Genomic DNA, 12867 nt, shown 5'->3' with positions numbered 1-12867 from the left:
TTTTCTTCTTTTTATTACTTCCGGGATTGAGTAAACCGCATGAATATCAACCGCGCCGTCTACGCGCCCTTCGCTTTTCTGTTACCCGTCGCGCTATCACATGCGCAGGCTGCAACCGCCGATGAACAAACAATGATTGTGACCGCCGCACCCGGCGGGATCTCTGAGCTTGATACCCCTGCCTCCGTGAGCGTGGTCAACGGCGAGGATTTGCGCCATGCCGCCCCGCAGGTCAATTTCTCTGAAAACCTCGGCAGCGTGCCGGGGCTGCAAATCCAGAACCGACAAAACTACGCGCAGGATTTACAGCTCTCGATGCGGGGATTTGGTTCACGTTCCACCTACGGTGTGCGGGGCATCCGCCTGTATGTTGATGGTATTCCGGCCACCATGCCGGATGGACAGGGCTACACCTCAAACGTCGATTTGAGCAGTGTTGAGAGCGTGGATGTTCTGCGCGGGCCGTTCTCGTCGCTGTACGGCAACGCCTCCGGCGGCGTCATCAACGTGAAAACCGAAACCGGCCAGCAACCACCGAAGATCGAAGCGGGCACCTGGTATGGCAGTTTCGGCAGCGTGCGTTACGGGCTGAAAGCCTCCGGCGCGACCGGTGATGGCACGCACCCAGGCGATGTGGATTACACGGTCTCCACCACCCGTTTCACTACGCATGGCTATCGGGATCACAGCGGCGCGCGGAAAAACCTCGCCAACGCGAAGCTCGGCGTGCGCCTCGATGAGGCGAGCAAGCTAACGCTGCTGTTTAATAGCGTCGATATTAACGCCAACGATCCGGGCGGTCTGACCCGCGATGAGTGGAAAGCGAATCCGCGTCAGTCGCCGCGCGGTGATGAATTCAATACCCGTAAAACCACCAAACAGACCCAGGCGGGCCTGCGTTATGAGCGGGCATTAACCGCCAATGACGATATCAGCGTGATGGCGTATGCAGGCGAGCGTAAAACGACGCAGTTTCAGTCGTTTAAACAGGGCTTTCAGGTGGCCCCGACCAACCCCGGCGGCGTCATCGATCTCACCCGTCACTATCAGGGCATCGACAGCCGCTGGACGCACCGCGACGCGGTGATGAGCCTGCCCGTGAGCGTTACGCTGGGTCTCGATTATGAAAACATGAGTGAAGACCGCAAGGGCTTTGAAAACTTCCATAAGGTCAACGGCGCGCCTGAATATGGCAAAAAAGGGACGCTGCGCCGCAATGAACGTAACCTGATGTGGATCGTCGATCCGTATCTGCAAACCTCATGGCAGCTCACCGATAAGCTCAGCCTCGATGCGGGTGTGCGCTACAGCAATATCTGGTTCGATTCGAACGATTTCTACGTCAGGCCAGGCAACGGCGATGACAGCGGCGAGGCGAACTATCACAAATGGCTGCCGGCGGGGTCACTTAACTATGCGCTGACCGACGCCTGGAATGTGTATGCTTCCTACGGTCGCGGCTATGAGACACCGACCATTAACGAACTCTCCTACCGCTCCGACAAGCAGAGCGGCCTGAACATGGCGCTGAAGCCGTCCACCAGCGACACCATGGAAGTGGGCAGCAAAACTCGCATCGGCAATGGTCTGCTGACTGCGGCCTTGTTCCAGACCGATACCGATAACGAAATTGTGGTGGATAAGAGCGTGGGCAGTGGCCGCAGCAGCTACAAAAATGCCGGTAAAACGCGTCGTCAGGGTGTCGAACTGGCGCTCGATCAGCAGTTCGGCGAGGCGTGGAAAGTGAAAGCCGCCTGGACCTACCTTGACGCCACCTACCGCACAAATGTCTGCCGCACGGGCGACTGTCGCGGTAACCAGATGCCGGGCATCGCCCGCAACATGGTTTACGCCTCGCTTGGTTATGTGCCGGAAACGGGCTGGTACGCAGGTGGTGACGTGCGCTACCTCGCAAGCGTCATGGCGAACGACGCCAACGATGCCAAAGCGCCGTCCTACACGACCGTTGGCCTGAACACGGGCTATAAAGTGCAGCGCGGCAACTGGATGCTGGACGTGTTTGGCCGTGTCGATAACCTGTTCGATAAATCCTTTGTCGGCTCGGTCATCGTTAACGAAAGCAACAGCCGCTACTATGAACCCGCGCCGGGCCGTAATTACGGCGTTGGCGCGACCGTAAGCTACCGTTTCGAGTAACCCCAACGGGCGGCCTGTACGCCGCCCGTCTGTTTTCTTCGCCGAAACGGCGCGCATTTTTTAGCCCTTTCCCCGTCCCGCCTATACTTAAAGCTGATTTCCGCCAATAGGAGTCCGCTTATGAGCCGTCTGTGGCACCAGAACGCCGTCATTTACCAGATCGATCCCACGCGTTTTTTTGACAGTAATGCCGACGGCTGGGGCGACCTGCGCGGCATTGTCGAAAAGCTCGACTATGTCGAATCGCTTGGCGCGACCGCCATCTGGCTGACCCCGTTTTATCTCTCGCCGCGACGCGATAACGGTTATGACGTGGAAAACCATATTGAGCCCGATCCGCGCATCGGCTCGCTTGACGATGTGGAGTGGCTTATCGCCGAAGCGGACAAACGCGATATCCGGCTGATTATCGAGCTGGTGGCGCAGCATACCGCCGATACCCACAGCTGGTTTCTGGAGGCCCGTAAGGGCCGCGACAGCCCGTTTCACGATTTCTACCTCTGGCGCGACACGCCAGGGCCGGATGAACCTGCGCCGATGTTTCCGACCGTCGAGCCGCATATCTGGCGCTTTGATGAACAGGCACAGCGTTATTACCGCCATCTCTTTTATCATCACGAGCCCGATCTCAATCTGCGCCACCCGGATGTCATTCAGGCGGTGGACCGCGTGCTGCGCTTCTGGGCCGATAAAGGCGTGGCGGGGTTTCGCATCGATGCGGCCTCGCACATGGTGGAACAGGCAAGCCTGCCAGGCGACCGGGAGAGCGGTTACCGGCTCTTTAACCACTTCTACGATCTGCTGACAGTCGATCACCCCGATATGATTTTGCTCGGCGAGGTGGACGTCAACGTCTCCGAATTTCAGGATTTTTTCGGCGGCGGTGAGCGCCTCACCACGCTGCTTAACTTCTGGATCAACAAAAACACGATCCTTGCCCTGGCCCGCGAAGACGCCGCGCCGCTGGTGAAGGCATTAAATGAATTGCCGATGCCCCCTGCCAATGGCGGTTACTGTTTCTGGCTGCGCAACCATGACGAGCTTGATATGGAAGACCTCTCTGAAGAGGATTACGACTTCGTGATGGACAAATATGCCCCGGACCCGGATATGCGCATCTACGGCCGGGGGATCCGCCGCCGTCTGGCCCCGATGCTTGGCGGGAACGAACGTCATCAGGCGATGGCGCACGCCCTGCTTTTCTCACTGCCCGGCACGCCCGTGGTGCGCTATGGCGCGGAGATAGGCATGGGGGATCTGCTTTCGCAGCCGGAGCGCGAGTCGGTACGCACACCCATGCAGTGGCACGCAGGGCCAGGCGCCGGGTTTTCTTCCTGCGATCCTGCCCGGTTTGTGGAGCCGTTAATCAGCGACGGTCCGTTCCGCTATCAGGCTATCAATGTTGAAGAACAGGAGGCGCGCGACGGTTCGCTGTTGCACGGTATCCGCCACATTATCGCGGTCTGGCGCACGTTGCCGGAGATCTGCTACCAGCATTTCCATCCGTTCACAGTGCAAGAGAAGAGCGTATTCGCGGTGCGCTATCAGAATCACAATGTCGCCACCCTGATGCTGACAAATCTGAGTGCTGAACCAGTGACGGTAGATTTAGGCGAGCTGGATTTAGAAGACGCCTGCGAGATACTGGCGGACGAAAGTTATCCGCCGGTATCCTGCGAGCTTCGCATCAACGGTTACGGCTACCGCTGGCTGCGCGTGCGGTAAATCATCGGCGGCGGAATACCGATTTCAGCACCAGTCCGACTATCGCGACCGCCGCCACCCCCATGACCCGTGAATCGACAGCAACGGCTTTGTTTCTCGCCTGGCTGTCGAAACGCCCGTGCGCCTGATGGCCGTTCTCCAGCGGCTGGAACAGATAATCCGGGCGCTGCGTCGGTTCGGTTTCGTCGGTAAGCTGCCCCTCCCAGGTTTTTGTTACGTAGCGGTCCAGCAGACCGGGGAAGAACATATTGCCGACAATGGACATAACGGTGTTCTTGCCAAGCCAGACTTCACGCGGGGGGCGGCGCGCCACGGCGGTCTCGTAGATGGCTTTGGCGGCCACTTCCGGTTGATAAATTGGCTCTATTGGTTGCATCCGGTGGTGGAATTTATTACGCGCCCAGTTGAACTGGGTCGTGTTGATGGCGGGCAACTGCACCATCGATACACGCACGCTGCTTTTTTGATGCAGCAGTTCGCAACGCAGTGAATCCGTGAAAGCGCGGATCGCCGCCTTCGCCCCGCAATAGGCCGACTGCAACGGAATGGAACGCCACGCAAGCGCTGAACCCACCTGAATAATGGTGCCACTGTCGTGCAGTTGCATGTAACGCAGCGCACTGCGCGTGCCGTTAACCGCGCCAAGATAAGTCACTTCGGTCACGCGGCGAAATTCATCAAAGCTGATATCTTCCACCGGCGCCAGCACCGTCGTCATGGCGCAGTTGACCCACACCGCCATCGGGCCGAGTTCTTCTTCGATACGCTGTGCGGCGTTATTCATCTGCTGAGGGTCCACGACATCAGCACAGATGCCAAGCACCCGGCCGCCGTAGCGTTTTAAATCGTCTGTGGCCTCCGCCACGCCCTGCTCTCCACGGGCTATGATCGCCACATCATAGCCAGAGGCCGCAAAGTAACTGGCTGTCGCGCGCCCGACTCCTGAACTGCCGCCGGTCACGACAGCAACAAAGGCGTTTTTTGTCATGTCGTTATCCTGATTTGCGTTAAGGGTAACGAAAGCTTAGTACAGCGGGGGAAAAGTGAGCGCCCGGCAAGCCGGGCGCGAGAAAAGAAAACGCAAGTTCAGGCCTAAAAGGTCAGAATGTCGTCCAGCCCTCGTCCGTGACCGCTTTACGCGGTGCGTCTGGCGCAAGGCGCGCCACCGGACGGGCCGGCGCGACGGGTGGGCGTGGCGCCGCGCCCTGTGCTTCCAGGCGGAACGCGCCGACCAGACCGCGCAACCGCGCCGCCTGAGCGTCGAGATCGCCCGCCGCGCTTGCGGATTCGCTCACCAGCGCGGCGTTTTGCTGCGTGGTGGCGTCCAGTTCGCCTACGGCGCGGGCAATCTGTTCAATACCGCGGCTCTGCTCCTGCGAAGCGGACGAAATCTCCTCCATGATGTCGTTTACCCGGGTGACAGAACTCACCACATCATCCATGGTTTCGCCTGCGCGGGCGGCGAGCGTACTGCCGGTTTTAATGCGGTTGACCGACTCATCAATCAGCCGCGCAATGTCTTTCGCCGCCTGAGCGCTGCGCTGAGACAGGCTGCGCACTTCGGAGGCGACGACGGCGAAGCCACGGCCATGTTCGCCCGCGCGCGCCGCTTCCACCGCCGCGTTCAGCGCCAGGATATTGGTCTGGAAAGAAATGCTGTTGATGACCTCGGTGATATCGGCAATTTTGCGCGAGCTGGCGGAGATCTCCTGCATCGTCTGTACCACATCGCGCACCACGTCACCGCCGCGCCCGGCGGTTTGCGAAGCCTCGGCTGCAATCTGGCTGGCGTGACGGGCGTTGTCGGCATTGTTCTTCACGGTCGCGGTGAGCTGCTCCATGCTGGCTGCCGTCTGCACTACGGCGCTGGACTGCTGCTCGGTACGGGCTGCCAGCGCACTGTTGCCGGAGGCGATTTCGCCTGCCGTGTGGGTCAGCCGCCCGACGCTTGCGCGAAGCTCGCCGGTCATTTCACGCAGCCGCGCGTTCATGCGCGCCATCGCACCGGTGAGCTTGCCGAATTCATCATGCCGGTCAGTTTCAATCTGCGCGCTGAGGTCGCCATCGGCGATCCGCTCGGCAAGCGCCAGGTTTTTCATCAGCGGGCGGACAATCTGGCGGCTGATATACCACGCCACTAACACGCCGAGCAGAATAGCCAGCGCCCCGATGATCATCGCAAGCGTGGAGGAGCCAAACGCCAGCGCGTCGTTCTGCGCTTTGGTGAGCGTGACCATCTGTTTAATGGCCGCGCTGCTGCGATCGCCTGCTGTTTTCACCGCGCTTTCCGCGCCTTTGAGTGATTCCCAGGCGGTATAGTAGTCGCGGCTTAACGTCTGGTAGCGCACCGTATCCTGCCACAGGCCCGCGAACGGCGGCAGCAATTCGGGCGACAACCGGCCCGTAAGCGCCTGGTACTGCCCTTCGACTGCGCTAAACCGGGTTTGCAGCGCCTGATTCGCCTGATCCGTGCCGTTAAAGCGCAGCGCGTAGGCGTAATCACGCAGATTGCTGATGGCAAAGAGCAGATCGTAGATGGCGAAAGAGAGTTCAGTGTCAGCGACCGGCGTGCGGATAAGCTGGGTATAGCGGGCGGTTTCATCCTGACCGGCCAGCGCGTCGAGCTGGCTTCTTATCTGCCCGAGCTTGCTGGTGGCGTCGCTCATCGCGGTGATGCTGCCCTGGAAACTTTGCAGATAACGGTTGATGTCAGCGACGATAGCACGCTCGCTGGCAGACCAGTCCAGCGCCTGCGCTTCGCCGGTTTTGGCAAGCGCCGAGTCGACATAGCGGCTCATCAGCGCGCGGGCGTCGTCATCGCCGGTATAGAAATATTTAAGCCGGTTAATTTTGGCCTGAAAGACATCGATATTGATGTCGTAGATAAGATTAGTTTTGACATAAACGTCGCGGATGGCCATAAAACGCGCCACAGAGAGCGCGGTCGCCAGCGCCACCAGCAGCAGCACCACGCCAAATCCGGCGGCGAGCTTGCGGGTTATGCGAACGTTCCGTAATCGGTTTACCAGTACAGCCATCCTGCCTCCTGTTTTACGATAAAAGGCCCGCCAGAGAAGGCCACAGGAGGTTATCGGCTAAGCTGCCGATTTTTTTAGCAAAATGTGGAAATAATCGGCAAAAGAAATGGCCTTTATCCGAAAACCTCGTGAGAAGCCGTCGGGATAAAGGCCACAGGCGGCGTGCATAACTCGTTCCAGTAACGTAGCCGGATACCGCGTCGGTATCGGTTAGCGCTGGCGATGCAGCCCGGGGTCGATATTGCCGAAATCAATGCCATAGAGATGTCCATACGGAATAAACGATTCCAGCATCAGGGCGCGCACTTCAGGCGGCTGAGGGAACCAGGCGCTGAGCTTACGGCGCAGGCGTGAGCGTAACGCAGGACGTCGTTCGGGGGTATGCATCATGATGATCGCCTCCTCGGCGGGTATGCAGGCGCTGTGCTGCCTTGTCAGTAAAGCGCCGGGGAGACGAAAAAGGAAATGCGCATTCCGGCAATGATTTGCCGGTGTGCGTATTAGCTGAAATATTGTTTTTTAAGAATAACCGCACCGTCGTTAATCGATTTATGGACTGCGCGTACGCAAGCCGCGCCGTCGCCCGCCTCTAACGCTTCCAGCAAATCGTCATAATTATGGTGACCGCGCACAAAATCTTCTGACTGCGGGTAGAGATAGTTAAAACACGGGCCGATGCGCATCCAGAGCTGCTCAATCAGCGCTACCAGCGTTGGCATCTCAGCCCAGCTGTAAATCTGAAAGCGAAACGCGCGGTTGGCCTGTAGCGCCTGCTCAACATTCCCCGCAAGCTTGGCGTCGCGAAACGCGTCGCAGAGTTCACGCAAATGGGCCATTCGCGCCGGCGTAATATATTGCGCCGCGGCCTCTACCGCCATCCCTTCCAGGTTTTTGCGGATCTGCGTGACCTCGTCATAGCGCGCTTCGCTGATTTCCGGCACCAGAAACGCCTGCGCGGGCGTGGCATTCAGGGCACCGGAAGAGACCAGACGCAGCAGCGCTTCGCGTACCGGCGTAATACTGATCCCCAGCTGATCGGCGATTTCCTTCGTCACCAGACGCGCGCCAGGACGCAGGCTGCCGACGATAAGGGCATTTTTCAATCGTACTTCCACTTGCATGGTTAAACTTAAGCGTTGCGCTTTTTCCAGATCCAGCATGTTTATTTCCTGTCGTAAAAAATTTACTTTGTATTAGCAGGCGCTTAACTAACGTCTCGTCATCCTGACCAGAGGATATATTCTATATCTTTGATAACATGGCTTTAGGGGTCAGGAAAACCCAAAATAATCAAAATCTTCACTGACCAGTACGACAACCATTAAGGTAGTGACCTAATGAAACGACTGTCCCGTAAGCTTCTCTCTCTTTCTGTGGCGCTCTCATTATTCGCTCCGCTCAGTCAGGCCAGTTCACTGACTATTGCGCAGCCGACTTCCGCCACCGCCATGGATCCCGGCTTTCTGAAAGAAGCCGCGACCCTGGTGGATAACGTTTTCGATACTCTGGTGCTGCGCGATGCGCAGATGCAACTCAAACCCGGCCTCGCCACGCACTGGGAAGCCATTAACGACACCACCTGGCAGTTCGATCTGCGCAAGGACGTGAAATTTACTAACGGCGAGCCGGTTAACGCCGCGGCGGTAAAATTTTCCATCGACCGCATTCTCGACCCGGCCAACCATGCCCCCACCATTTCGTATATTCGTACTATTAAGTCGGTGGAAGTCACCGGCGACTATCAGGTGCGAATTCACACCAACGGGCCCGATCCGCTCCTGCCCACACGTATGAGCCGTTATCCGGCCTATATCGTGCCGCCTGGTTATGTAAGTAAAGTCGGTGCTGCGGAATTTGCACGAAAACCTGTCGGAAGTGGCGCTTATATCGTCAAAACTTTCGTGCCGGACGAACGCGTGGTGATGGAAGCGAACCCCAACTACTGGCGCGGCAAGCCGTCGATTGACGAAGTGATCTGGCGTCCAGTACCGGAAGCCACCGCCCGTATTACCGCGCTGCTGACCGGCGAGGCGCAACTGGTGGAAGGCGTACCGGCGGATCTCGCGCCGCTTGTGAAAAGCAAACCGGGCGTGAAGCTTGAGCAGGTGAAAGGCGGTGGACTGACAATTTACCTCGGCATCAAAAATAATCAGCCGCCGCTCAATGACGTGCGCGTGCGCCAGGCGCTGTCGCTGGCGCTAAACCGCGACGCCTATACTCAGTCGCTGCTGCACGGTTTCGGTACACCGACCGGCACACTCGCGGGCCCGAAAGATTACGGCTATAAAGCGATTCCGGCCCCGAAACAGGATCTGGAAAAAGCGAAAGCGCTGCTAAAAGAGGCCGGTTATGCGCAGGGTTTTACGCTGAAATTCCAGGCGCCGCGCCGCTATATCGCAAGTGCTGAGGTAGGTCAGGCGATTGTGCAGGATCTGGCCGCGATTGGTGTGAAGGTGCAGCTTGAAGTGCCGGAATGGTCGGTCTACACCCAGCAGGTCGCCTCCGGTAAGCAGGCCGCGCTCTATATGCTGGGCTGGGGCTCCACCCAGACGCTGGACGCCGACGCCGCGCTTTACCCGGTACTGCATGCAGGCGAGCCGTATTCCACGGTAAGCGATCCGACGCTCGATAAGCTTCTGAATGAGAGCCGTGCTACGGTCGATGCCGCAAAACGCAAAGCGCTGCTTGAACAGATTCAGGATCGCGTGGCCGCCGAACAGCCGCTTATCCCGCTTTACCGGGAAGACGCTATTTACGCCTCAAGTGACAACGTCACCTTCAAAGGGCGTGAAGACGCGCGCGTTTCGCTGTTCGACATGAGGGTGAAATGATCTTCAGAGGCCGTTACGCATCCCGAACACGTCGCCGTCCCCTGCCGGGGGACGGCCTTCTTGGCGGTACGCTGTTAGCATTGCTTATCCTGGCCGCGCTTCTCTCCCCGTGGCTCCCTTTACCCGACCCGCTACACAGTGACCTGAGCGCCGTCTTTCAGGCGCCCGGCGCAACGCACTGGCTGGGCGCCGATCAGCTCGGGCGCGATCTGCTCTCGCGCATTCTCGCGGGTGCCCGGCTGTCGCTTTTTGTGGTCATTGTCGCCGCCCTTATCGCTGCCACGATGGGCACGCTCATGGGCATGGTCGCCGGGTATTTCGGCGGCTGGGTCGATGCGCTGATTATGCGGCTTATCGACATACAGCTGGCCGTGCCGTTTATTCTGCTGATCCTGCTCGTGATGGCGCTCTTTGGCACCTCACTGAGCAATATTATTGTGATTATGGGGGTGACCAGCTGGGCCATTTACGCCCGCGTGGCGCGCGCCCGAACGCTTGAAATTCGTGAGCTGGAATACATTGAAGCCGCCAAAACCATGGGGTTTTCACACCTTCGCATTATGCTGCGCCACATTTTACCGGCGCTCGCCACCCCGCTCCTGGTGCTCCTCACACTGGATATTCCCCGGCTGATTGTGCTTGAGGCCTCGGTCGGTTTTCTTGGCATGGGCATCCAGCCGCCGACACCGACGCTTGGCAACCTGATTGGCGAAGGCCGCGCTTATATGCTGCTCGCCCCCTGGCTCGTCGTCTGGCCGGGCTGCGCCATCGCCATGCTGGTGGTGGGCTGCAACCTGCTCGGTGACTACTGGCTGCGCGTGACACAGGCGAGGGTCGAATAATGGCAGGCTATCTGATCTCGCGGTTTTTCCAGGCGCTACTGGTGATGTTCGGTGTCTCGCTGCTGATTTTCTTTAGTCTGCACCTGACAGGCGACCCGGCAGCCGTCATGATGCCGCCCGGCGCAACCACGCAGGAGATTAACGATTTCCGCCATGCGATGGGGTTTGACCGCCCGTTACTTACGCAATATGCCGATTACGCAGGCCAGTTGCTGAAGGGCGATCTGGGCGACTCCCTGCGCTTTGGCCAGCCGGTGACGACGCTCATTGCCGAACGTCTGCCCGCAACCGCCCTGCTGGCGCTGACCGCGCTTGCCTGGAGCACGCTTGCAGGGCTGGCGCTTGGGCTTGTCAGCGCCCTGTGGCGCGACACGGTATGGGATCTGCTGGCGCGTCTCGTGGCGTTCAGCGGTCAGGCGGTGCCGGTATTCTGGCTGGGGCTTCTGATGATTTTATTCTTCAGCCTGCAGCTGCGCTGGCTGCCCTCTGGCGGCTACGGCGAACCGTTGCAGCTCATCATGCCTGCCGTCTGTCTTGGTGCATACTATATGAGCGCGATGGCGCGTCTGGTGCGCGCCAGTCTGATTGACGTGCTGGACCAGGATTATATCCGTACCGCGCGCGCCAAAGGGCTAAGCGCCTGGCGCGTGCTGGTGCGTCACGGGCTTCGCAATGCGCTGATCCCGGTAGTGACGGTGCAGGGCATTTCGCTCGCCGCCCTGCTCGGCGGCGCGCTGGTTACCGAGATTATCTTCGCCTGGCCCGGCATTGGCCGCCTCGCGGTTCAGGCCATCCAGAACCGCGATTTCCCGCTGGTGCAGGGCGTGGTGCTGCTCGCGGCGCTGACATTTGTGGTAGTGAACCTGCTGATTGATTTGCTTTACCTGGTATTAAACCCGAGGATCCGTTTATGACTGTTCAGCCGCATGCCGATGTGGATGCGACCCTGGAACTGCTGTCGTCACTCACCGCGTGGCAAAGCGTGGCGGACCAGCCTGACGAACAGCGTTCGCTGGCCGCCTGGCTGGAAGCCTGGCTTGTGGAAGAACTTGAGGCCGACGTGGTGCTGCCGGTCGCGCAGCAACCCGCCGACAGCCCGCCGCTGGTGCATGTGCGGGTGGACGTCGGCGCGCCGGATACGCTTGTGCTCTACAACATGTATGACGTCATGCCCGCCGACCCGCAAGGCTGGCAGGTTGACCCGTTCACCGGCGGTATCCGCCACTGGCGTGATAAGGGCGACGTGTTTATCTCCCGCGGTGCGGAAAACAACAAAGGGCCGCTCGCCGGTATGCTGACCGTGGTGCGCGAGCTGTGGCAGAACGGCCTGCTCGCGACCAATCTGGAGATCCTGCTTGAAGGCGAAGAGGAGTGCGGCAGCGGCGCGCTCAGGCGTTACCTCGCCCGCACGCCCTGCCCGATCTCACCCGCACTGGCGGTGCTCTTTCCGTCGCTGTGTGAATATGGCGGCGGTGCCCCACGGCTTTATCTCGGCTTTACCGGCATGACCACAGGGCGGCTGCGCGTCGCAGGTGGTGACTGGGGCGGGCCGCAGGCGGCGATTCACGCCAGCAACGCGGCCTGGATTGCCAACCCTGCCTGGCGGCTGGTGCAGGCGCTCGCCGCTATCGCCCCGGCCGGTCGCAACGGCGTGCTGGAAACGCTCCCTCTGGATGATGATGCGCTACGCATTCTCGACGAACTTGCGCCGCAGTTCAGCATTGCCGATGAACTGGCGATGCGCAAAAGCGAGCGTCTCACCGTTCCGGGCGACAGCCGCGAGGCGCTGGCGTTTCTGCTTGGCAGCGCGGTGCTGAATCTCAGTGAACTTCGCACCACGCCGCTGCCGGGCCGCGGCATTATTCCCCCGCTCGCCTGCGCTGAATTTGCGCTGCGCACACCGCCTGGCAGTTCGCCCAGGGCGTTACTGAACGCCATGCGCGAGCAGCTTTCTGTGCAGGCGATCGCCGGCGCCGAACTTATCGTGGACGACAGCTATCCGGGACGCCGGTTTTCCGTTGACGACGCGGGCGTGCTGGAGCTTATCAACAGTTATCACCAGCAACAGGCCCGCCCGCAGATTTGGCCGTGGGCGCCCGGTTGCGCCCCGGCCTACGCGTTCGCGCCCGTGGCCCCGGCGTTTCTTATTGGCGGGCTGGGGTATGGCGGTAACGCGCACGGCGTGAATGAGTTCGTTACCCTGCGCGGGCTTGCGCGTTATACCCGCTCGCTTCGTGACTGGCTGCTTTCATTCTGACGACACCCGGAGATAAC

General features: G+C 59.6%; 10 protein-coding genes. 6 read left to right on the top strand and 4 right to left on the bottom strand.

The genetic code is table 11. The annotated features are described in order from the left end of the window. Positions 1–39 precede the first annotated feature (39 nt). Together pqqU and AFK62_RS09450 are read left to right on the top strand one after the other, a co-directional pair. Positions 40–2157 (top strand): TonB-dependent receptor PqqU, encoded by a 2118-nt coding sequence (pqqU, locus tag AFK62_RS09455; protein ID WP_007666970.1) that lies wholly within the window; start codon positions 40–42, stop codon positions 2155–2157. Between the two features lie 120 nt (positions 2158–2277). Next, positions 2278–3882 carry an alpha-amylase family protein gene (locus tag AFK62_RS09450; protein ID WP_053531867.1) on the top strand — a complete coding sequence of 535 codons (1605 nt, stop codon included), beginning with the start codon at positions 2278–2280 and terminating at the stop codon, positions 3880–3882. Position 3883: 1 nt separating this feature from the next. On the opposite strand, the gene AFK62_RS09445 is transcribed toward AFK62_RS09450, so the two are convergent. From AFK62_RS09445 to AFK62_RS09430, 4 genes are all read right to left on the bottom strand, one after another. Beyond that, the gene (locus AFK62_RS09445; RefSeq protein WP_007666976.1) at positions 3884–4870 is read right to left on the bottom strand and encodes an SDR family oxidoreductase; all 987 of its coding nucleotides are present in this window, start codon (positions 4868–4870) and stop codon (positions 3884–3886) included. A 112-nt stretch (positions 4871–4982) separates the two neighbouring features. Next, positions 4983–6920, bottom strand: coding sequence for a methyl-accepting chemotaxis protein (locus AFK62_RS09440; RefSeq protein WP_007666978.1), 1938 nt, complete (start codon positions 6918–6920; stop codon positions 4983–4985). Between the two features lie 210 nt (positions 6921–7130). After that, positions 7131–7310 (bottom strand): hypothetical protein, encoded by a 180-nt coding sequence (locus tag AFK62_RS09435; protein ID WP_007666981.1) that lies wholly within the window; start codon positions 7308–7310, stop codon positions 7131–7133. Positions 7311–7420: 110 nt separating this feature from the next. Further along, positions 7421–8080 (bottom strand): GntR family transcriptional regulator, encoded by a 660-nt coding sequence (locus tag AFK62_RS09430; protein ID WP_007666984.1) that lies wholly within the window; start codon positions 8078–8080, stop codon positions 7421–7423. Between the two features lie 177 nt (positions 8081–8257). Here AFK62_RS09430 and AFK62_RS09425 point away from each other — a divergent pair, with 177 nt between their 5' ends. The 4 genes from AFK62_RS09425 to AFK62_RS09410 are packed head-to-tail and all read left to right on the top strand — an operon-like array spanning position 8258 to position 12850. Then, positions 8258–9751, top strand: coding sequence for an ABC transporter substrate-binding protein (locus tag AFK62_RS09425; RefSeq protein WP_007666987.1), 1494 nt, complete (start codon positions 8258–8260; stop codon positions 9749–9751). Beyond that, a complete protein-coding gene (locus AFK62_RS09420; RefSeq protein WP_007667004.1) occupies positions 9748–10593 on the top strand; it encodes an ABC transporter permease in 846 nt (281 codons plus the stop codon). Before AFK62_RS09425 ends, AFK62_RS09420 begins: the two co-directional genes overlap by 4 nt. Then, positions 10593–11507: an ABC transporter permease gene (locus AFK62_RS09415; RefSeq protein WP_007667012.1), complete on the top strand. Its 915-nt coding sequence runs from the start codon at positions 10593–10595 to the stop codon at positions 11505–11507. Before AFK62_RS09420 ends, AFK62_RS09415 begins: the two co-directional genes overlap by 1 nt. Continuing rightward, positions 11504–12850, top strand: a complete 1347-nt coding sequence (locus AFK62_RS09410; protein WP_007667015.1) for a M20/M25/M40 family metallo-hydrolase — start codon at positions 11504–11506, stop codon at positions 12848–12850. The genes AFK62_RS09415 and AFK62_RS09410 overlap by 4 nt, the downstream gene beginning before the upstream one ends. Positions 12851–12867 lie beyond the last annotated feature (17 nt).

Origin of the sequence: Cronobacter condimenti 1330 (genome assembly GCF_001277255.1) — a bacterium.
Lineage (GTDB): Bacteria > Pseudomonadota > Gammaproteobacteria > Enterobacterales > Enterobacteriaceae > Cronobacter > Cronobacter condimenti.
Note: the sequence above shows the minus strand (reverse complement) of the source record. Positions and strands in the feature narration are given on the sequence as shown.

Bases quoted from the DNA above. Each gene is read 5' to 3' on its own strand.
- pqqU (WP_007666970.1), top strand. From the start codon at position 40: ATGAATATCAACCGCGCCGTCTACGCGCCCTTCGCTTTTCTGTTACCC.
- AFK62_RS09450 (WP_053531867.1), top strand. From the start codon at position 2,278: ATGAGCCGTCTGTGGCACCAGAACGCCGTCATTTACCAGATCGATCCC.
- AFK62_RS09445 (WP_007666976.1), bottom strand. From the start codon at position 4,870: ATGACAAAAAACGCCTTTGTTGCTGTCGTGACCGGCGGCAGTTCAGGA.
- AFK62_RS09440 (WP_007666978.1), bottom strand. From the start codon at position 6,920: ATGGCTGTACTGGTAAACCGATTACGGAACGTTCGCATAACCCGCAAG.
- AFK62_RS09435 (WP_007666981.1), bottom strand. From the start codon at position 7,310: ATGATGCATACCCCCGAACGACGTCCTGCGTTACGCTCACGCCTGCGC.
- AFK62_RS09430 (WP_007666984.1), bottom strand. From the start codon at position 8,080: ATGCTGGATCTGGAAAAAGCGCAACGCTTAAGTTTAACCATGCAAGTG.
- AFK62_RS09425 (WP_007666987.1), top strand. From the start codon at position 8,258: ATGAAACGACTGTCCCGTAAGCTTCTCTCTCTTTCTGTGGCGCTCTCA.
- AFK62_RS09420 (WP_007667004.1), top strand. From the start codon at position 9,748: ATGATCTTCAGAGGCCGTTACGCATCCCGAACACGTCGCCGTCCCCTG.
- AFK62_RS09415 (WP_007667012.1), top strand. From the start codon at position 10,593: ATGGCAGGCTATCTGATCTCGCGGTTTTTCCAGGCGCTACTGGTGATG.
- AFK62_RS09410 (WP_007667015.1), top strand. From the start codon at position 11,504: ATGACTGTTCAGCCGCATGCCGATGTGGATGCGACCCTGGAACTGCTG.